At 70.3% G+C, this 18,303-nt stretch carries 13 protein-coding genes and 1 pseudogene; 7 read left to right on the top strand and 7 right to left on the bottom strand.

The window, feature by feature from the left end; translation table 11 throughout:
* The first annotated feature begins 124 nt into the window (after nucleotides 1–124).
* Nucleotides 125–856, top strand: coding sequence for an SDR family NAD(P)-dependent oxidoreductase (locus ABTZ89_RS19625; RefSeq protein WP_270951289.1), 732 nt, complete (start codon nucleotides 125–127; stop codon nucleotides 854–856).
* A gap of 433 nt (nucleotides 857–1,289) precedes the next feature.
* Nucleotides 1,290–1,466 carry a hypothetical protein gene (locus ABTZ89_RS19620; RefSeq protein WP_270951291.1) on the top strand — a complete coding sequence of 59 codons (177 nt, stop codon included), beginning with the start codon at nucleotides 1,290–1,292 and terminating at the stop codon, nucleotides 1,464–1,466.
* Nucleotides 1,467–1,501: 35 nt separating this feature from the next.
* Here ABTZ89_RS19620 and ABTZ89_RS19615 read toward each other — a convergent pair whose 3' ends face one another.
* From ABTZ89_RS19615 to ABTZ89_RS19605, 3 genes are all read right to left on the bottom strand, one after another.
* On the bottom strand, nucleotides 1,502–2,776 hold the full coding sequence (locus ABTZ89_RS19615) for an ATP-binding protein (protein WP_270951293.1): 1,275 nt from the start codon (nucleotides 2,774–2,776) through the stop codon (nucleotides 1,502–1,504).
* Nucleotides 2,777–2,948: 172 nt separating this feature from the next.
* Nucleotides 2,949–3,797 (bottom strand): formate dehydrogenase accessory sulfurtransferase FdhD, encoded by an 849-nt coding sequence (gene fdhD / locus ABTZ89_RS19610; RefSeq protein ID WP_351046580.1) that lies wholly within the window; start codon nucleotides 3,795–3,797, stop codon nucleotides 2,949–2,951.
* A gap of 28 nt (nucleotides 3,798–3,825) precedes the next feature.
* Nucleotides 3,826–6,114 (bottom strand): FdhF/YdeP family oxidoreductase, encoded by a 2,289-nt coding sequence (locus ABTZ89_RS19605; RefSeq protein ID WP_351046577.1) that lies wholly within the window; start codon nucleotides 6,112–6,114, stop codon nucleotides 3,826–3,828.
* 335 nt (nucleotides 6,115–6,449) lie between these two features.
* Between ABTZ89_RS19605 and ABTZ89_RS19600 the strand changes: the two genes are divergently transcribed.
* Nucleotides 6,450–6,881: a hypothetical protein gene (locus ABTZ89_RS19600; protein WP_351046585.1), complete on the top strand. Its 432-nt coding sequence runs from the start codon at nucleotides 6,450–6,452 to the stop codon at nucleotides 6,879–6,881.
* A 277-nt stretch (nucleotides 6,882–7,158) separates the two neighbouring features.
* On the opposite strand, the pseudogene ABTZ89_RS19595 reads toward ABTZ89_RS19600, so the two are convergent.
* Nucleotides 7,159–8,760, bottom strand: a pseudogene (locus ABTZ89_RS19595) (hydantoinase B/oxoprolinase family protein); the annotation flags it as partial.
* A 3-nt stretch (nucleotides 8,761–8,763) separates the two neighbouring features.
* Nucleotides 8,764–10,800: a hydantoinase/oxoprolinase family protein gene (locus ABTZ89_RS19590; protein ID WP_351046574.1), complete on the bottom strand. Its 2,037-nt coding sequence runs from the start codon at nucleotides 10,798–10,800 to the stop codon at nucleotides 8,764–8,766.
* Between the two features lie 159 nt (nucleotides 10,801–10,959).
* Between ABTZ89_RS19590 and ABTZ89_RS19585 the strand changes: the two genes are divergently transcribed.
* The 3 genes from ABTZ89_RS19585 to idi all read left to right on the top strand — a co-directional run bounded on the left by ABTZ89_RS19585 (nucleotide 10,960) and on the right by idi (nucleotide 14,243).
* Nucleotides 10,960–12,567: a helix-turn-helix domain-containing protein gene (locus ABTZ89_RS19585; protein ID WP_351046571.1), complete on the top strand. Its 1,608-nt coding sequence runs from the start codon at nucleotides 10,960–10,962 to the stop codon at nucleotides 12,565–12,567.
* Nucleotides 12,568–12,647: 80 nt separating this feature from the next.
* Nucleotides 12,648–13,631 (top strand): zinc-binding dehydrogenase, encoded by a 984-nt coding sequence (locus tag ABTZ89_RS19580; RefSeq protein WP_351046568.1) that lies wholly within the window; start codon nucleotides 12,648–12,650, stop codon nucleotides 13,629–13,631.
* A 33-nt stretch (nucleotides 13,632–13,664) separates the two neighbouring features.
* Nucleotides 13,665–14,243, top strand: coding sequence for an isopentenyl-diphosphate Delta-isomerase (idi, locus tag ABTZ89_RS19575; protein ID WP_351046565.1), 579 nt, complete (start codon nucleotides 13,665–13,667; stop codon nucleotides 14,241–14,243).
* 59 nt (nucleotides 14,244–14,302) lie between these two features.
* On the opposite strand, the gene ABTZ89_RS19570 is transcribed toward idi, so the two are convergent.
* Nucleotides 14,303–14,965 (bottom strand): response regulator, encoded by a 663-nt coding sequence (locus ABTZ89_RS19570; protein WP_270946777.1) that lies wholly within the window; start codon nucleotides 14,963–14,965, stop codon nucleotides 14,303–14,305.
* Nucleotides 14,962–16,566 (bottom strand): sensor histidine kinase, encoded by a 1,605-nt coding sequence (locus tag ABTZ89_RS19565; protein WP_351046562.1) that lies wholly within the window; start codon nucleotides 16,564–16,566, stop codon nucleotides 14,962–14,964. The genes ABTZ89_RS19570 and ABTZ89_RS19565 overlap by 4 nt, the downstream gene beginning before the upstream one ends.
* 165 nt (nucleotides 16,567–16,731) lie before the next feature.
* Between ABTZ89_RS19565 and ABTZ89_RS19560 the strand changes: the two genes are divergently transcribed.
* A complete protein-coding gene (locus ABTZ89_RS19560) occupies nucleotides 16,732–18,078 on the top strand; it encodes a CitMHS family transporter (protein WP_351046559.1) in 1,347 nt (448 codons plus the stop codon).
* Nucleotides 18,079–18,303 lie beyond the last annotated feature (225 nt).

Raw genomic sequence — 18,303 nt, 5'->3', positions numbered from 1 at the left:
AAGGGGCCCGGAAAGTAAGGGGACCCCGTGCACCCGCCAGAGCCCGCTTACCCTTCTTGACTGGTTCGTCCACAACGGTTAGCTTTATGGACGAACCAGTCAAGAATTGAGGAGTAGGCGCGTTATGACGGAAGCACTCGCAGGCAAGGTGGCGGTGGTCACCGGAGCCAACAGCGGCATTGGGCTTGCCATCGCCAGGCGGTTCGCCGCGGAGGGGGCACGGGTGTTCCTGGCCGGTCGCCGTCAGGAGCCGCTCGACGCGGCCGTCGCTGAGATCGGGCCGGCGGCCACCGGCGTGAGGACCGACGTTTCGGTACAGACGGACCTCGATGACCTTTACTCGGTCGTGCGCGAGGAGGCGGGCCGCATCGACGTGCTTGTCGCCAACGCCGGCAGCGCTGTCCCTCAGCGTCTCGGCGAGATCACAGAGGAAGCCATCGACGCCACCTTCGGTACGAACGTGAAGGGCACGATCTTCACCGTGCAGAAGGCGCTGCCCCTGCTGTCGGACGGCGCCTCGATCGTAGTGACAGGATCGACCAACGCCCTCCGCCCCGGACCGAGCCTGGAAATCTACGGCGCATCGAAGGCAGCGGTGCGCAACCTGGTGCGCAGCTGGGCGCTCAGCGCGCAGGAACGGAAGTTCCGGGTGAACGTGTTGAGCCCCGGTCCGACCGAGACTCCGGGCCTGGTCGGCGCCGTAGGCCCGAACCACCAGCTCGCCTCGGAGGTGCCGCTCGGCAGGATCGGCCGCCCGGATGAGATCGCCGCCGTGGCGACGTTCCTGGCCTCGGACGCTTCCAGCTTCGTCAACGGAGTCGACTGGTTCGTCGACGGAGGCCAGGCGCAGGTCTGACCGCGCCCCTCATGCGGTGGGCATACCGGGCACCCTGGCTCACCGGACGGCCTTGCCCATCGGGCCTGACTGCTTGCCTACGTCCCCTTGGGCCCGCCCGGGGCGGTCTCCTTGTTGCACCGACATCTCATCGGACTGCTTCCAGTAGTGGCGCGGCTGGACCATCACGGCACCCTCGTCATCGCCGCCCATGCCTCATCACCCTGCGTAGCGGCAGTTGGCCGGAAAGCCGGTATACCGGCCCACCACCTGCGACTACCCCCTCACCTCCAGCAAATCCAGAGCCGGAGCCTGGCCCTCGGAGGCGAACACCTCAGGCGGTCCTGGCCGCACCCGCAGAAGGCAGCCACTGGGCAAGGCGGCACAGCGAACATGGTCGGCCGGGGAAACCAGCGCGAGAGTGCACCACACACACCACGTACCAGGAGGAAAAGTGAACGCCACCAGCGATATTCAGAAGCGTCGCGAAGAGATTGTTATCAACTACTTCCGCATGGCGGACGCTGGCAACCCTGCGGTCATCGACCTCTTCACGGAAGATGACAAGCCGTTCTACCGGAGCTCCGCTGCCTTCTTCTCAGCGACCCACCAAGCCAAGATCACCCCTTGACATCAGCCCCGAAGCCCAAACTTCACGGCCTTGGGCTAAAGGCGGGTGTAGGCCTCGATGTCCTGCTCGAAGTCCGCGATGGCTCCCGAGGTGAGGGTGGGCCGGGTGTCCGCGATCGCTTTCAGGTATTCGTCCGTGGTCGCCAGTTCGCGGTCCTCGTGCAGGACGTCGCGTTCGAAAGCGGCCTGGGCTCCTTGGCGGGCGGCGAACTCGATGTCGGCGGGCGTGAACAGTTCCGTCCGCTCCACCAGCACGTCCAGGTCGACGTTGTCGCGGGCCGGGCCGAGGTAGCGCGACCAGATCGCGCGCCGGGCCGGTGGATCCGGCGGGCCGACCGGGATGATGTAGTCGAACCGGCCCGGGCGCAGGAACGCCGGGTCCAGGGAGCTCACCGAGTTGGTCGCGCAGACGAGCAGGCGGTGGTCGTGCTCCCGGAAGCCGGGGATCAGCTTCAGCAGCTCGTTGGTCACGCCGTGCGCCGGGCCTGCCGCCGGGGTGGTGCGGGTACCGGCGATCTCCTCGACCTCGTCGATGAACAGGACCAGGTCGTCGAGCTCTTCCAGCTCGGCGAACACCTCTCGCAGGGAGGTCGCCAGGCCGTCGGGGGAGGACGCGGCCAGCCGGGACGGGAACAGCTCCACGAACGGCCAGTTCAGCCGGGAGGCGATCGCCTTGGCGAAGCTCGTCTTGCCGGTGCCCGGCGGGCCGAACAGCACGATCGCCTTGGGCGGGAGCACCCCGTGGCGCTCGGCCTGGTCGGTGTGCGAGATCGGCAGCACGACGCGGCGCTCGATGACGTCCTTCTCCCGCTGCATGCCGGCCAGCGCCGCCCACCTGCCGGGCGGCAGGAGCATGCCGCCGAGGTGCTCGAGCACGTCGAAGTCGGCCGGGTCCAGCTCCTCGACCTTCTCGAAGTAGGTCAGGTCGGTGCGCGGGCGGTAACCGGAGTTCACCATCGCCCGGAAGCCCGCAGCCCCCTCGGGCACCAAGCTGGTGATGCGGTGCGCGCCGATGCTGCGCAACTTCTTCTCCAGCTCGGCCAGCAGCGCGCTGCCGATGCCGCGGTTGCGCCACCTGGCGTCGAGCGCGAACAGGGCCAGCCAGGCCCGATCGCCTTCCACCTTGGCCACGGCCATGCCGACGACTTCTTGCTGCACCACCGCGACCACGGCGGGATGGCCTGCCCGCGCGATCGACACCACCTCGGCGGCGGAGAAGACCGGTTCCCCGGTCTCCCGGCTCTGGTCCCAGATGCGGATCGCCTGGTCCAGGTCGTCGTCGTGGAAATCGCGCACCCGCCAAGCAGGCATGGCCCACCTCCCGCCTCCACCCGCGCTGCGAGGCCCGGAAGTCGTTCCCGGCAACGGATTCCGGTCGACGAACTCCTCGGTGCGCAGCGCAGGATCTGCAACTGGATCGAATTCTCCGCCGCAACGGCGGACCGGGGCAAAGCGGCGTTTCCGCTCCGCCGATAAACCGCGCCTATCGGAGCAGGTCGGCCACGAGTTCCGCGCGCACCCGCTCGGCTCCGGTGTAGACGTTCATGGACGTGCCGCGCAGGAAACCGACCAACGTCAGCCCGGACTCCTCTGCGAGGTCGACTGCCAGCGACGACGGAGCGGACACCGCGGCCAGCATCGGAATGCCCGCCATCACGGCTTTCTGCACCAGTTCGAAGGAGGCGCGGCCGGAGACCATCAGGATCGAATCCCGCAACGGCAGCCGATCCGCGCGCAGCGCCTCGCCGATCACCTTGTCCACCGCGTTGTGCCGTCCGACGTCCTCGCGCAGGCAGCTGAGCTGGCCATCCGCGGTGAACAACCCCGCGGCGTGCAGCCCGCCGGTGCTGTCGAACACCCGCTGCGCTTCCCGCAACCGGTTGGGGAGGGCCGTCAACGTCTCCAGGTCGACGCGGGGCGAATCCTCGTCGATCGTCCAGGTCGTCGTGGTGCGCACCGCGTCCAAGCTGGCCTTGCCGCACAACCCGCACGAGGACGTGGTGTAGAAGTTGCGCTCCAGCGAAGCATCGGGGAGCGGCACGCCAGGAGCCAGGGCGACGTCGACGACGTTGTAGGTGTTGCTGCCGTCGGAGGTGGCGCCCGCGCAGTAGCGGATCGCGAGCACGTCCTCGGCCGCGTGGACGACGCCTTCGCTGACCAGGAACCCGACCGCGAGGTCGAAGTCGTTCCCCGGGGTCCGCATGGTGATGGTCAGCGGGCGTCCCCCGACCCGGATCTCCAGCGGTTCCTCCACCGCGAGCGTGTCCGGCCGGTGCGACGGCACCCCGTCGCGGATGCGCAGAACACGCCGCCGTGCGGTGACCCGTCCCATGAGCTCGTCCTTCCCGTGCAGGCCGCGGTCAGGCCGTGGCGGGCTCCAGCCGGACCACGATCCCCTTCGAGGTGGGTGTGTTGCTGATGTCGGCCACGCTGTCCAGCGGCACCAGCACGTTGGTCTCCGGGTAGTACGCGGCGGCGGAACCGCGCGTCGTCGGGTAGCCGACCACCCGGAAGCTGCGCGCCCGGCGCTCCACCCCGTCGTGCCACACGCTGACCAGGTCCACCTCGGCCCGGTCGGCGAAGCCCAAGTCCTCCAGATCGGCGGGGTTGACCAGCACGACCCGGCGTGCGTTGTGGATCCCCCGGTACCGGTCGTTCGGGGCGTACGGGATGGTGTTCCACTGGTCGTGCGAGCGGAGCGACTGCAGCACCAGATGTCCCGGGGGAGCGGTCAGCATCTCCAGCTCGTTGCCGGTGAACATCGCCTTGCCGCTGGCGGTGGCGAAGACGCCGCTGTTCACCGGGTTCGGCAGCACGAATCCGCCCGGCTCGACCACCCGCGCGTTGAAGTCCTCGAACCCCGGCACCACCCGCGAGATCCGGTCCCGGATCGCGCTGTAGTCGGCCTCGAACTCCTCCCACGGGATGTCGGGTTCGGTCCCCAAGGTCCGGCGGGCGAGCCTGCTGATGATCGCGACCTCGCTGAGCAGCACGTCCGAGGCGGGCTCCAGGCGACCGCGGGAGGCGTGCACGGAGCTCATCGAGTCCTCGACGGTGATGAACTGCTCGCCGCCGGCCTGGACGTCGCGGTCGCTGCGCCCGAGCGTCGGCAGGATCAGGGCCGTTTCGCCGCACACGGTGTGCGAGCGGTTCAGCTTGGTCGAGATGTGCGCGGTCAACCGGCAGCGGCGCATCGCCTGCTCGGTGATGTCGCTGTCCGGCGCGGCCCGCACGAAGTTCCCGGCGACGCCGAGGAAGAACTTGGCGCGGCCTTCGCGCATGGCCCGGATGGAATCCACCGAGTCCCAACCGTGCTCGGTCGGCGGGGTGAACCCGAACTCGCGCTCCAGCGCGTCCAGGAAGGACTGCGGCATCCGCTCCCAGACGCCCATCGTCCGGTCGCCCTGCACGTTGCTGTGCCCGCGCACCGGGCAGGCGCCCGCGCCGGGCTTGCCGAAGTTCCCGCGCAGCAGCAGGAAGTTGATGACCTCGCGGATGGTGGGCACGCCGTGCTTCTGCTGCGTCAACCCCATCGCCCAGCAGACGATGACGCTCTTGCTGGCCAGCACCCGGTCGCGGAGCTCCTCGATCTCCTCGCGGGTCAGCCCGGTGGCGGTGCGCACCTCGTCCCACGAGATGTCCCTGGCGTGCTCGGCGAACTCCGCGAAACCGCTGGTGTTGGCCCGGATGTAGTCGTGGTCGAGCACGGTGCCCGGGGCGGCGTCCTCGGCCTCGAGCAGCAACCGGTTCAGCGCCTTGAACAGCGCGAGGTCGCCGCCGGGCCGGATCTGCAGGAACTGGTCGGCGATGGCGGTTCCGCGGCCGATGACGCCGCGCACCTTCTGCGGGTTCTTGAACCGGAACAGCCCGGCCTCGGGCAGCGGGTTGACGGCCACGACCTGGCCGCCGTTGCGCTTGGTCTCCTCGAGAGCGGACAGCATCCGGGGGTGGTTCGTGCCGGGGTTCTGGCCGACGACGAGGACCAGGTCGGATTCGTGGATGTCGTCGAGGCTCACGGTGCCCTTGCCGACGCCCAGCGCCTCCTGCATGGCCGAACCGCTGGACTCGTGGCACATGTTCGAGCAGTCGGGCAGGTTGTTGGTGCCGAAGGCCCGCGCGAACAGCTGGAGCAGGAACGCGGCCTCGTTGTTGAGCCGCCCGGACGTGTAGAACAGCGCTTCGTTCGGGGAGTCGAGCGCTTTCAGCTCGGTGGCCAGCAGCTCGAGCGCGGCGTCCCAGCCGATCGGCTCGTAGTGGTCCGAGCCGGGGCGCTTGACCACGGGCTCGGTGAGCCTGCCCCGGTGGTTGAGCCACTGGTCGGACTTCTCGGCCAGCTCGGAGATGGGGTGCTCGCGGAAGAACTCGGCGGTGACCCGGCGCGTGGTCGCCTCGTCGTTGATGTGCTTGGCGCCGTTCTCGCAGTACTCGTTGAGATGCCGCTGCTTCGGGCCCGGTTCCGGCCACGCGCAGCCGGGGCAGTCGATCCCCTTGGCCTGGTTGACGTTCAGCAGCGTCAACATCGTGCGCCGCGGCGAGGTCTGCTCGAGCGAGTACTCCAGCGCGTGCGCCACCGCGGGCACGCCGGCGGCCCAGGTCTTGGGCGGGGTGACCGAGAGCTCTTCCTCGCTGGAACCGTCGATCTCGCGCATGCTGTCGTCACCCTTCGTCCTCCGCGCACCGGCTTCCGCAGTCGGCGAGCCATCGCTCGTCCCACGTTTTGCCTCCGTCTCGGAGAAGTCAAAGAAGCGGTCTCGATCACTTGATAGGCGCTGGTTATCTACCGACGACCGAACGGCGCGCAGCGGCCACCGCGTGTCCAGCATCACGCTGGATGCGCAGGTGAGAGGCGTTGCCTATCAGCGGGTCGGAGAACCCGTTTGACCAGGCGCCCAGCAGGGCGGAAGCTGGTGGCGAGTGGATCTGCGCTGACCGAGTCCTCTGTGGAGCGCGCCACCACGATCAACGACCCGGCGCGAGGAATCCGATGGCCCTGGCAACACGCACCAGCGACACGTCGAGCGCGGCGGGAAGTCACGCCCCGCCGGTGGAAACCTGGGAACAGGCGCGGAGCGCAGCTCGCAGTGCGGCCGGACGGGCACTTCCCCCCGTTGCGAAGGACATCCCCGACGCTCTCGGCCATGTCCTGGCCGAGCCGCTGGTGGCCCGCACCGACCTGCCCGCGTTCGATACGTCCGCAATGGACGGTTGGGCGGTGGCGGGGCCGGGACCGTGGCGGCTGCGCCGCGGAGAAGTGCTGGCGGGCGGACGTGCCGAACTGCTCGCCACCGGCACTGCGCTGAGCATCGCCACCGGTGCGCAGCTCCCACCAGGTGCGCCGCTGCTCGCTTCTGGAGCAGCTCCCGGTACTGGCGGGTCGTGTTCTCGTGCAGCTCGCCGGTGCCCCAGTCGACGATGACCCCGTACCTCCGGATCACGTCGAGCATGTCCAGCTCGCCCGCGCGGTACCGCCGGGCCACCGCGTGCGGGTCCTCAGCCAACCAGTCCCGCCGCTGCGCGGCGATGGAGGCCCGCAGCTCCGCGGTGGCGGCGGTGTCCACTTCGTACTGGTCCAGCTCCGGGTCGATCGGGAGCACCACGACGCCGTAGTCCGCGGCCGCACGTTCGACCGACACGTAGCCGTCGATGACGTCCTCGACGACGAGATCCGGGTCCCTGGTCAGCGGATCCCCGTAACCACCGCCGCCCGCTGAGGGCCGGGTGAAGGAGTTGCCGGGCTCGATCGCGACGTTGGAGAAGGTCGCGCCCAGGAACCGCTCGTCCTCGGTGCCCTTGTTCAGCCAGACGCCGTGCGGCAGCGAGGGCAGCCCGCCCGAGATTCCCCACGTGATCGACCGGGCGCGATCGCAGCAGTACGACATGACCGTGCTCTCGCAGTCGGTGAGCACACCGCCCTTCTCCAGACCGCAGCCGCCGCGATGCCGCCCCGGACCTCCGGAGTCCGTCACGATGGCGTGCTGGCTGGTCAGCACCGGGGAGAGCCGCTCCTGACCTTCGACCGGCTGGACGGCGAGCCCGGGCCCGAACACCGGTGCGGTCGCCCCGGATCCGTCCTTGGTCGCCCGGCCGCCCCAGCCACCGGCCATCCAGTCGTACCACATGAAGTAGGGCCGGTCCTCCGTCCGACCGTCCCGGCCGCCGACCAGCAGGTACTCCAGGTTGAACGCGCACGCCATGGCGCGTTCGGGCATGACCTGGGACCAGATCTCGAACAGCGCGTTCATCAACTTCTCGTAGGGCCCCGAGCAGAACCCGGTGACCGCGGTCGGCCACGCGGCGTTGACCACCGTCCCCTCCGGACCGAGCTCGGCGTGCACCACCCGGTACAGCCCCGAGTTGAGCGGCACGTCGGGGAAGAACGTCTTCGTCCCCGCGTACAGCGCGGAGTGGGTGGTGCCGTAGCCGGAGTTGAGGAACGTCGACACCGCAGGCGCGCTGCCGGAGAGGTCGTAGTGGATGCCGGCGTCGTCGATGCGCATCTTGACCGAGATCGGCACCAATCCCTCGGGCTTGCTGGGGTCGGCGTCGAGGTAGTCGACCGTTTCCCACTCGCCGCGCGGCAGTTCGGCCAGTTTGTGCCGGACGATGCGCTCGACGTAGTCCTGCGCCCCCTCCATCGCCGCCACCACGGTGTCCTTGCCGTAGCGGCCGACGAGCCGGAGGAGCTCGCGCTCGCACACCGCCGTGGCTTCGGCCTGCGCGTTGAGATCGCCCATGCAGCTGTAGGGCGACCGGGTGTTGGAGACCAGCAGCTGCGCCACGTCGCGCAGCTGCTTGCCGCGGTGCCACAGCCGGACCGGGGTGATGCGCAGGCCCTCGCTGAAGTGCTCCTTGGCGTTGACGTCGAAGGAGCCGGGGACGTTGCCGCCGACGTCGGCCCAGTGCCCCTTGTTCTGGGCGAAGCCGATGATCTCGGAGCCGACGAAGATGGGCCGGATGAAGCTGACGTCGTTGAAGTGCGTACCGCCGCGGTACGGGTCGTTCACCGCGAAGACGTCACCGGGGTTGATGTCCTCGCCGAACTCCTCCAGCACCGCCTTGCACTGGAAGTGCAGCGTGCCGACGTGCACGGCGATGTCCGCGCTGCCCTGCATCACGGTGTTGCCCGCCGCGTCGCACAGCGCGGAGGAGAAGTCCCGCGCGTAGATGACGAAGGAGTAGCAGGTCCGCATGATCTGCTCGCTCATCAGGTCGACCGCGGTGACGAAGGCGTTCTTCAGCACTTCGAAGGTCACCGGGTCCAGGCCCGCGGGGGTCACCTGCTCGTTGGTCGTCATGGTTCAGGCCTCCGTCAGGTGGATGCGGATGTTCAGCCACTCGTCGATCTCGGCGCGCGCCTCCGGCGGCACGACGGTGGTGGAGTCCAGCTGCTCGATGACGGCCGGGCCGGTCAACCGGGTTCCGGCGGGCAGCTCGAACCGGTCGTGCACGGGGGTGTCGACCCAGCCGGGGCCGTCGAAGTAGACCTTGCGGGTCTGCCGCGCCGCGGGTGCCGCACCGGGCGTGACCTCGTGCGGAGCGACGACCGGTTTCGGCGTGACGCCGATGGCGGTCAGGCCCAGCTGGTAGATCTGCACCGGCGTGTCGTCCCGGCGGAACGAGTACTCCCGCTCGTGCTGCTCGTGGAACAGCTCGATCGCCTCGCGCAGCGCGTTCGGCCCGCTGCCGCACTTGACGGTCAGCGACCGCCACTGGCCCAGGTAGCGCATCGAGACCGTCCGCTGCAGGACGCCGTCTTCAGCGCTGACGCCCTCGTGGCGCAGCCGCGCCGACGCTTCGGCCTCCAGACCGGCGAACGCGTTCTCGAACTCCTCGACGTCGGCTTCGTCCCCGACCGCGCTGAACATCGCGGACAGGTCGTGGCGGATGTCGACCAGCAGGCACCCGAGCGCGGAGGTCACGCCCGGGTTCGGCGGCACCACGACGGTCGGGATGTTGAGCTCGCGCGCCACCTCCGCGCCGTGCAGCGCACCGGCGCCGCCGAAGGCGATCAGCGCGAAGTCGCGGGGGTCGTAGCCGCGCCGGATGGAGATCAGGCGGACCGCGTCGGCCATGTTGGCGTTGGCGACCTGCAGGACGGCGCTCGCGGCCTCCTCCAGCGGAAGTCCGAGCGGTCCGGCGACGTGGTCGAGGAGCGCGCCTTCGGCCAGTTCCGGCGACAGGACCTTGGCCCCACCGGCCAGGGCGGTGCCGAGCCGGTTGAGCACCAGGTTCGCGTCCGAGTTGGTCGGGGCGGTGCCGCCCGCCCCGTAGCAGGCCGGGCCTGGTGAAGCCCCTGCCGACTGCGGCCCGTTGCGCAAGGAACCGGCCTCGTCGATGTGCGCGATGGAACCGCCGCCCGCGCCGATGGTCAGCACCTCGATCGACGGGAAGATGATCGGGTAGCCGTACTCGACCGACCACTCCTTGGTCACCCGCAGCTCACCGCCGTGGACCATCGCGATGTCGGTGCTCGTGCCGCCCATGTCGAGGCCGATCGCGTTGGCGTAGCCGCACTGGGCGGCGACGTGCCGGGCGGCGATGGCACCCGCGGCGATGCCGGAGGCGGCCAGCCGCACGGGATAGCGCTCCACCATGCGCGGTGTCATCGACCCGCCGCCGGAGTGCAGCAGCAGGAGGTCGCCGCGGTACCCGCCCGCCGCCAGCTCCTCGGCCAACCGGTTGACGTAGCCGCTGACCAGCGGCGCGAGCACGGCGTTGGCGACGGTGGTGTTGAACCGGTCGTGCTCGAAGATCTCCGGGAGGATCTCCGCGCTGGCGCAGATCGTCACCCCGGGCAGCTCCTCCTCGAGGATCTCCCGCATCCGGATCTCGTGGGCGGGGTTGACGTAGGAGTTGACGAAGCAGATCGCCACGGTCCGGACCGCGCGCTTGCGCAGCAGCGCCGCGACGCGGCGGGCCCCGGCTTCGTCGAGCGGGGTCACCACGTTGCCCGCGTAGTCGATGCGTTCGGCGACCTCGAAGCGGTCCCGGCGGCGGACGTAGGGCGGGGACACGTCGTTGTAGGCGTCCCAGAGGTCGTCCTTGGTGCCGTCGCGGATCTCGATGACGTCGCGGAACCCGGTGGTCGTGACCATCGCGGCCGGCTGGAAGTTCCGCGTGATCAGTGCGTTGGTGGCGACCGTCGTGCCGTGCGAGAACAGCGACACGTCGGCGAGGTCGACGCCGCCGCGCTCGATGCCGTCCAGCACCGCGCGCATCGGGTCGTCCGGGGTGGACGGGACCTTGGTGACCCGGATGCTCTTCGCGTCCTCGTCGAACACGCACACGTCGGTGAACGTGCCTCCGACGTCGACGGCCACGCGCTGCTTGGCCATGCGGGTGCCTCCTCGGGTGGTGCGGGTGGGAAAGGTCCGCTGCCGGCTGCGGTTGGAAATGAAGGTTGCCCCACGCTGTGCTCGCTGTCACTGTGAAAATCACAAACGCGGTGGCGATGATCTGTCACTCCGCACAACCACGGGCGGGAGGGAAGGCCGGTGACCGGGGAGCGCCGCGGCGGGTGGTCGCAGTTGACCTTGCGCCACCTCGTCGACGAGCCGAGCCTGCAGCTGACCGTGGTGGAGCCCGGGGACCTGTCGAAGGTGGTCCGCGCGGCGCACTCGGTCGAGGTCGTCGACACCGCGAACCGACCGCGCCCCGGCGCGATCATGCTCACCACCGGGCTGCGGTTCGCCTCCGCCCCGGACGACCCCGAACCGCAGGAGCGGCTGATCGCCGATCTCGTCGCGGCCGACGCAGCGGCCCTGCTGTTCGGCACGGGCGTCCACTTCGAGCGGGTGCCGCACGGCCTGCGCGCCGCGGCGCGGGAACGGAACTTCCCGGTGCTGGGCGTGGATGCGAGCGAGACCTCGTTCGACCTCGTCGCGGACTTCATCAGCAGCGGGGCGCTGTCCGCGGAAACCTACCTGCTGAAGCGAACGGTCTGGTTGCAGAACGACCTGCTGCACGCCTTGGCGGCCTCGGATCCGGTGAGCGCACTGGTGGTCCGGCTCGGCACGTTGTGCAAGGGAACGGCGGTGCTCTACGAGGGCGACGGGCGGATCGTCGCCTCGACCGGCCACGGTCCCCTGCGCCTGGTCTGGGAGGAGATCAGCGCCCGCCAGGGCGAGTCGCAGCGGTTCACCGTCGGGCAGTGGACGGTCGCCACCCGGCCCTTCCTGCTCCGCGGGGTGCGGTTCCAGCTGGCGGTGGCTTCGCGCAACAGCGCGCTGCTCGACGACATCAGCCCCGAGCTGCTGGAGACCGCGGAGCGGGTGCTGGCCGCCGCCGGTGCGTCGCGGTCGTTGGTGATCAGCCAGGAGCGGGCGGAAGCGGCCCGGATCGTGTCGGCCCTGCGCGGCGGGCTGACCGCCTCGCAGGTGCGCCAGACCTGGGACCGGTTGCGGGCCTTCGGTTTTCGCGTCGGCGACGATCTCCGCGTGGTGTCGGCGAGCCCGATCGGCGACCGGTCCCGGAACCTGGTCGAGGCGCTGCTGGAGCAGGCCGACGTCGACGGCGTGCCGCTGATCCTGGACGCCGTCCGCCAGGACGAGTCCGGCGAGCTGACCGCTGTGCTCGCGGACCGAGGCGCGGCGGATGCCTGGTTGGACGAGCTCGCGCGCACCCACCTGGTCGGCGTCAGCGGACCGTTCAGCGATCTCACGGTCGCGGGGCGCTACGTCCAGGAGGCCAGCACCGCCTGGCACCTCGCCGGCCGCCGCCACGGCCGGGGCAGCGACCGGACCATCGTGCGGCTCGACGAGGTGGACTTCGCCGCGTGGCTGCTCACCCGCCGCGACGACGCCCAGGTCGCCGATCGGCTCGAGCGGCACTTCGGCGCGCTGCTCACCTCACCGGACCTGGTGGAAACCGTGGTGCTCTACCTCGCGTGCGACCAGGACGTCAAGCGGACGGCCGAGCTGCTGTTCATCCACCCCAACACGGTCCGCTACCGCCTTCGCAACGTCGAGCAGCTCGTCGGCGGGCGGATCTCGTCGGCGAAGGTCGTCGCGAACCTCTACCTCGCCTTCCAGGACGACATCCTGGCCCGCGCCGAGACCGGCGGACGGCGGAACCGCTTTGAAGTTCCCGGCGAACGGCCTTGATCTCCAGTTAAGTCGAACTCCTAACGTCGTCGGCGTGAGCGCGGATCCGCGTTCACGCCGACTTCCACGAGGAGCACGACATGCGCGCGATCCGGCAGTACGAGTTCGGCCCGGCGGAGGTCCTCCGCTACGAGGAGGTCCCCGATCCGCACCCGGGTGCCGGGCAGGTCCGCATCGCGGTCGCCGCGGCCGGGGTCCACCTGGTCGACACCTCCATCCGGCAGGGCGGCCGCAGCCCGTTCCCGCTGCCCGAGCTGCCCATGACGCCGGGCCGCGAGGTGGCCGGGGTCGTCGACGAGATCGGCGAGGGCGTGGCCGAGGAGTGGCTCGGGCGGCACGTCGTGGCGCACCTGGGAATGGCCAGCGGCGGTTACGCGGAGTTCGCGGTGCGCGAGGTGGAGGCGGTGCAGGTGGTGCCCGAGGGCACCGATCCGACCGAGGCGGTGGCGATGATCGGCACGGGGCGCACCACGATGTCCATCCTGCGCACCGCGCGGCCGAGCGCCGACGACGTCGTGCTGGTCACCTCCGCCGCCGGGGGCATCGGCGCGCTGGCGATCCAGCACGCGCGCAACGTCGGCGCGACCGTCGTGGGCGCTTCAGGCAGTCCGACCAAGGTCGGCAAGGTCCGCGAGCTGGGCGCGGACCTGTCGGTCGACTACACGGAGGCCGACTGGGCGGACCGGGTTCGCGAGGAGCTCGACCGGCCGGTGAGCCTGGTGCTCGACGGCGCCGGCGGCGCCTACGGGAGGGCGGCGTTCGACCTGCTCGGTCCGGGCGGCCGGATCGTCATGTACGGCCGCGAGCTCGGCGAGCACCGGTTCACCTCCGATGACCTGCTCGCCCGCGCGCTGACCGCCACAGTCGCCCTCGGCCCGGCCCTGCTGAAGGTGCCCGGCGGCATGCGGGCACTGGAGGACGAAGCGCTCGCGGCGCTGGCCGATGGGACCATGAAGCCGCTGGTCGGGACGCCGTTCCCGCTCGGCGAAGCTGCCGAAGCGCACCGATCGCTGGAAAATCGGCAGACCTACGGCAAAGTGGTCCTGGTGCCCGAACGGCACTGATCGACGACGCGAAGAACCATGGAGGTCGCACCAGTGGAACAGGTGGTACTGCTCGACGAGTCCGGTCAGGCGATCGGGGTCGAGGACAAGACGACCGTGCACCACCGGGAAACCCCGCTGCACCTGGCCTTCTCGTGCTACGTGTTCAACGACCGGGGCGAGTTCCTGCTGACCCAGCGGGCCCACCACAAGGTCACCTTCCCGAGCGTGTGGACCAACACCTGCTGCGGCCACCCGGCTCCCGAGGAGGAGATGAAGGCCGCGATCGTCCGACGGCTGGGCGAGGAGCTGGGGCTCACCGTGCGCGGCCTGGAGCTGGCGCTGCCCGGCTTCCGCTACCGCGCCGAGATGCCCAACGGCGTGGTCGAGAACGAGATGTGCCCGGTGTTCTTCGCGTTCACCGAGAACACCCCGGAGCCCAACCCGGACGAGGTCGCCGAGACCCGCTGGGTGAGCTGGAAGGAGTTCAGCGCCGGGGTGCTCTCCGGCGAGGCCGACGTCTCGCCCTGGTGCCGGCTGCAGGTCCGCCAGCTCGTCGAACTCGGCCCGGAACCGGCCCAGTGGCCCACCGGCCCCCGCACCGACCTCCCCCCGGCAGCCCACGTCGCCTGACCCGGCGGTCCGCAAATTCCATTGAAATCGAAGGTGCGATTTCAATGGAATTTGCGTCTTCAGGCGCCGGTGGACTCGTACTGGTGCTCCGGGCGGCCGCTGGCGCCGTAGCGGAGCGTCATTCGGGCCTTGCCGTCCTGGGCCAGCCCGGCGAGGTAGCGCTGCGCGGTGGCGCGGGCGATGCCCAGTTCCGCCGCGATCTCCACTGCTGAGCGCGGGCCGTCCGCCGCGTTCAGCGCGTCCTGCACCAGTCGGGAGGTCACCGCGGACTGGCCCTTCGGCGCGCCCGGCTGGTCTCCTTCGTGCAGCACGCGCATCGCCCGGTCGATCTCGTCCTGGCCGACCTGGCCCCCGGTGGGCGACAGGCGCGCGTGGTAGCGGGCGTAGGCGCTGAGCCGGTCCGCGAGCTGTTCCGCGGTGAACGGCTTGACCAGGTAGTTCAGTGCTCCGGCGGACAGGGCCGCGCGCACCGATGCGGCGTCGGCGGCCGCGGTCAGCATGATCACGTCGACGTCGAGGTCGCCGAGCAGGGCGATGCCGGAGCAGTCGGGCAGGTAGTTGTCCAGCAGCACCAGGTCGGGGTTGCTGGAGACGATCAGGTCGCGGGCCTCGGCCGCCGAGTGCGCGGTGCCCACCACCTGGAACCCGGCGACCCGCTCGGTGAACTCGGCGTGCACCCGCGCCACCCGGAAGTCGTCCTCCACCACCAGCACGCGGATCATCGATCCTCCTCCTCGGTCTCGGCCACCGCGCCGGGCAGCCACGCGTGGAACACCGCGCCGCGCTCGGCCGGATCGCCCGGATCGACCAGCCGCACGTCGCCGCCGAAGCTGCGGGCGGCCTGCCTGCACAGGGCCAGGCCCAGCCCGTGGTCACCGTCCTTCGTGGACACACCTTCCACGAACAGATCTTCGCGCATCTCCTCCGGAACTCCGCCACCGCTGTCCACAACGGACACGTGCAGGGTCGCACCGTCCGCGAGCAGGTCCACCTCCACCCTGGCCGGTCGCCGCTCCCCAAGCTGCGCCGCGGTCACGGCGTTGTCGACCAGGTTGCCGACCACGGTGGTCACTTCCACCGGCGCGCGCACCCGGCCCGGCACCCAGCTGGTCTCCCCCAGCTCCAGCTCCACCGACTTCTCCGCCGCGACGGCCTTCTTCGCCGCCAGGAACGCCAGCAGCACCGGATCCCGCACCGCATCGGCAGCCGGGCCCAGCCCGGTCACCGGCCCGCTGGTCAGGGCCTGCAGGTAGGCCACGGCGTCGTCCTGGTGACCGGTCTGCAGCAGTCCGGACAGGGTGTGCAGGCGGTTGCTGAACTCGTGGCGCTGGGCGCGCAGCACGTCGGTCATGCCGCGCACCGACTCCAGCTCGCGGTTGAGCACCTCCAGGTCGGTGCGGTCGCGCAGGGTCAGCACGCTGCCCAGGTCCGCACCGTCGCGGCTGACCCGGCGGTGGTTGGCCACCAGCACCCGGTCTCCGGCGACGGTGATCAGGTTCTGCACCGGCTGCCGGTCGTCCAGCGCGCTGCGCAGCCGGGACGGCAGGTCGAGCTCGCGCACCGGGGTTCCGGGCACGACGGCGGTGCCCAGCAGCTGCTCGGCCTCCTGGTTGGCGAACGACACCCGCCCCTCGGCGTCGACGGCCAGCACACCCTCCCCGATGCCGTAGAGCACCGCCTCCCGCTCGCGCACCAGGTCGGCCAGCTCGTGCGGTTCCAGGCCCAGGGTGCGGCGCTTGAGCCCGCGGGTGAGCAGCGCCGCGCCGAGCACCCCGACCACCAGCGCACCGCCGGTGAAGGCCGCCGTGGTGCCCAGCAGGCGCAGCAGGGCGTGGTCGATGTCCTCGGTGTCGAACCCGACGCTGACCTGCCCGACCACCGCCCCGGTGCGGTCGCGCAGCGGCACCTTGCCGCGCGCGGAGAACCCGAGCGTGCCGCGCTGCACGTCCACGACCTCGTGACCGGCGAGCACCCAGCTCGGATCGGTGCTGACCGGCTTGCCGATCTGGTCCGGGCTCGGGTGCGCCAGCCGGATGCCGTTGCGGTCGGCGACGACGATGAACAGCGCACCGGTGGTGGCCCGGATCCGCTCTGCCCGGTCCTGCACGGTTCCGCTGCGGTCCTCGCGGGCCACGGCATCGGCGAGGGTGACGTCCGCGGCCGAGGCGCGCGCCACCGCGAGCGCCCGCTGGCCGAACTGGTCGACCAGGGCGCGGTCCAGCAACGACGCGACGAGGACGAAACCGATCCCGACGACGAGCGCGATCAGAGCGATCTGCAGCAGCAATGCCTGCCGCGCGAACCGCATCGGCCGGCGTGACATGCGTCGACCCTAACCCGCGAGCAATACGAGCAGAACGCGGAGAACGCGATGTAGGCGGACAACGCGCACAAGACTCCCCGCGCCCGATCCGTTCACCTACGGTCTCGCCAAACGAAACGCCGCTGTTACGCGGACCACTCCGGTCCGGTGGGAAGGAGGAAGGCGTTGATCGCTCTCCTCGGCTTGGGAATGGTGACCGTCTTCCTGTTCCTGGTGATGACCAAACGACTATCACCGATGGTGGCGCTGGTCGTGGTGCCCGCGGCGTTCGCGGTGCTCGGCGGCTTCGCGCCGGACCTCGGCGACATGATCACCGACGGGATCAAGTCGGTGGCCCCGACGGCGGCCATGCTGCTGTTCGCGATCCTCTACTTCGGGATCATGATCGACGCGGGCCTGTTCGACCCGATCACCCGCGCGGTGGTGCGGCTGACCCGCAACGACCCGCTGCGGCTGATCGTGGGCACGGTGGCCCTGGTCGCCGTGGTGTCGCTGGACGGCGACGGCACCACCACGTTCATGATCACCGTGTCCGCGCTGCTGCCGCTGTACAAGAAGCTGGGCATCAGCCCGGTGCTGATGACCGGTCTGGCCTGCCTGACCAACGCGATCCTGAACGTGGTGCCGTGGGGCGGTCCGTCCGCCCGCGCCGCCAGCGCGCTGGGGCTGGACCCGCAGGAGCTGTTCGTGCCGATGATCCTGCCGCTGGTGGCGGGACTGGCCACGGTCTTCGTGCTCGCCTGGATGCTCGGCCTGCGGGAGCGGGCCCGGGTGCGCAGCGGCGAGCTGGTCCTCGCCGGCGCCGGTGGCCCCAGCACTCCCAGCACGGGCGGCGGCACCGGTGACTTCGCCGACGGCGACTTCGACGTGCTGGCCCCGGACCGCGAGTCGCTGCGCCCGAAGCTCATCTGGTTCAACGCGGCGCTGACCGCCGCGCTGCTGGTGGGCCTGATCGTCGGCGTGCTGCCGATCGCCGTGCTGTTCATGCTCGGCACCGGACTCGCGCTGCTGGTCAACTACCCGCGCCTGGCGCAGCAGCGGACCCGCATCGCCGCGCACGCCGACAGCGTGGTCTCGGTGGTGTCGATGGTGTTCGCCGCCGCGGTGTTCACCGGCGTGCTGTCGGGCACCGGGATGATCGAGCAGATGGCGCACTACCTGCTGACCGCCATGCCGGACGGGCTGTACCCGTTCTTCAGCGTGATCGTCGCGGTGCTCAGCGTCCCGTTCACGTTCTTCATGAGCAACGACGCGTTCTACTTCGGCATCATGCCGATCCTGGCCGAGGCGGGCGCCCAGCACGGGATCGCGCCGATCGAGATCGCCCGCGCCTCGCTGCTGGGCCAGCCGATCCACATGCTCAGCCCGCTGGTGCCCGCGATGTACGTGCTGATCGGCCTGGCCAAGGTCGACCTGGGCGACCACCACCGGTTCGCGATCAAGTGGGCCCTGGTGGTGTCCGCGGTGGTGATCGCCACCGGCTTCGCCCTGGGCGTCATCTCGATCCACTGAGCAGACCTCCATCTCGGTCAGGTTAGCCTTAGCTAACCTGACCGAGAATGCGAGGTTCTCCGATGCACCCAGCGCGCCTGCGGCGACGAACCGCTTCCCTCCTCAGCGCGCTCGCCGGGCTGCTGCTGGTCACCGCTTGCACGAGGACGATCGCACCGGCCATCTCGATGGCGACCAGGATGCCGACCAGCGGCAGCAGCAGCCCGATGACCAGGAAGATCCCGC

This window comes from Saccharopolyspora sp. NPDC002686 (genome assembly GCF_040295745.1).
GTDB lineage: Bacteria > Actinomycetota > Actinomycetes > Mycobacteriales > Pseudonocardiaceae > Saccharopolyspora > Saccharopolyspora oryzae.
This window is presented reverse-complemented; position numbering and strand designations above follow the sequence as displayed.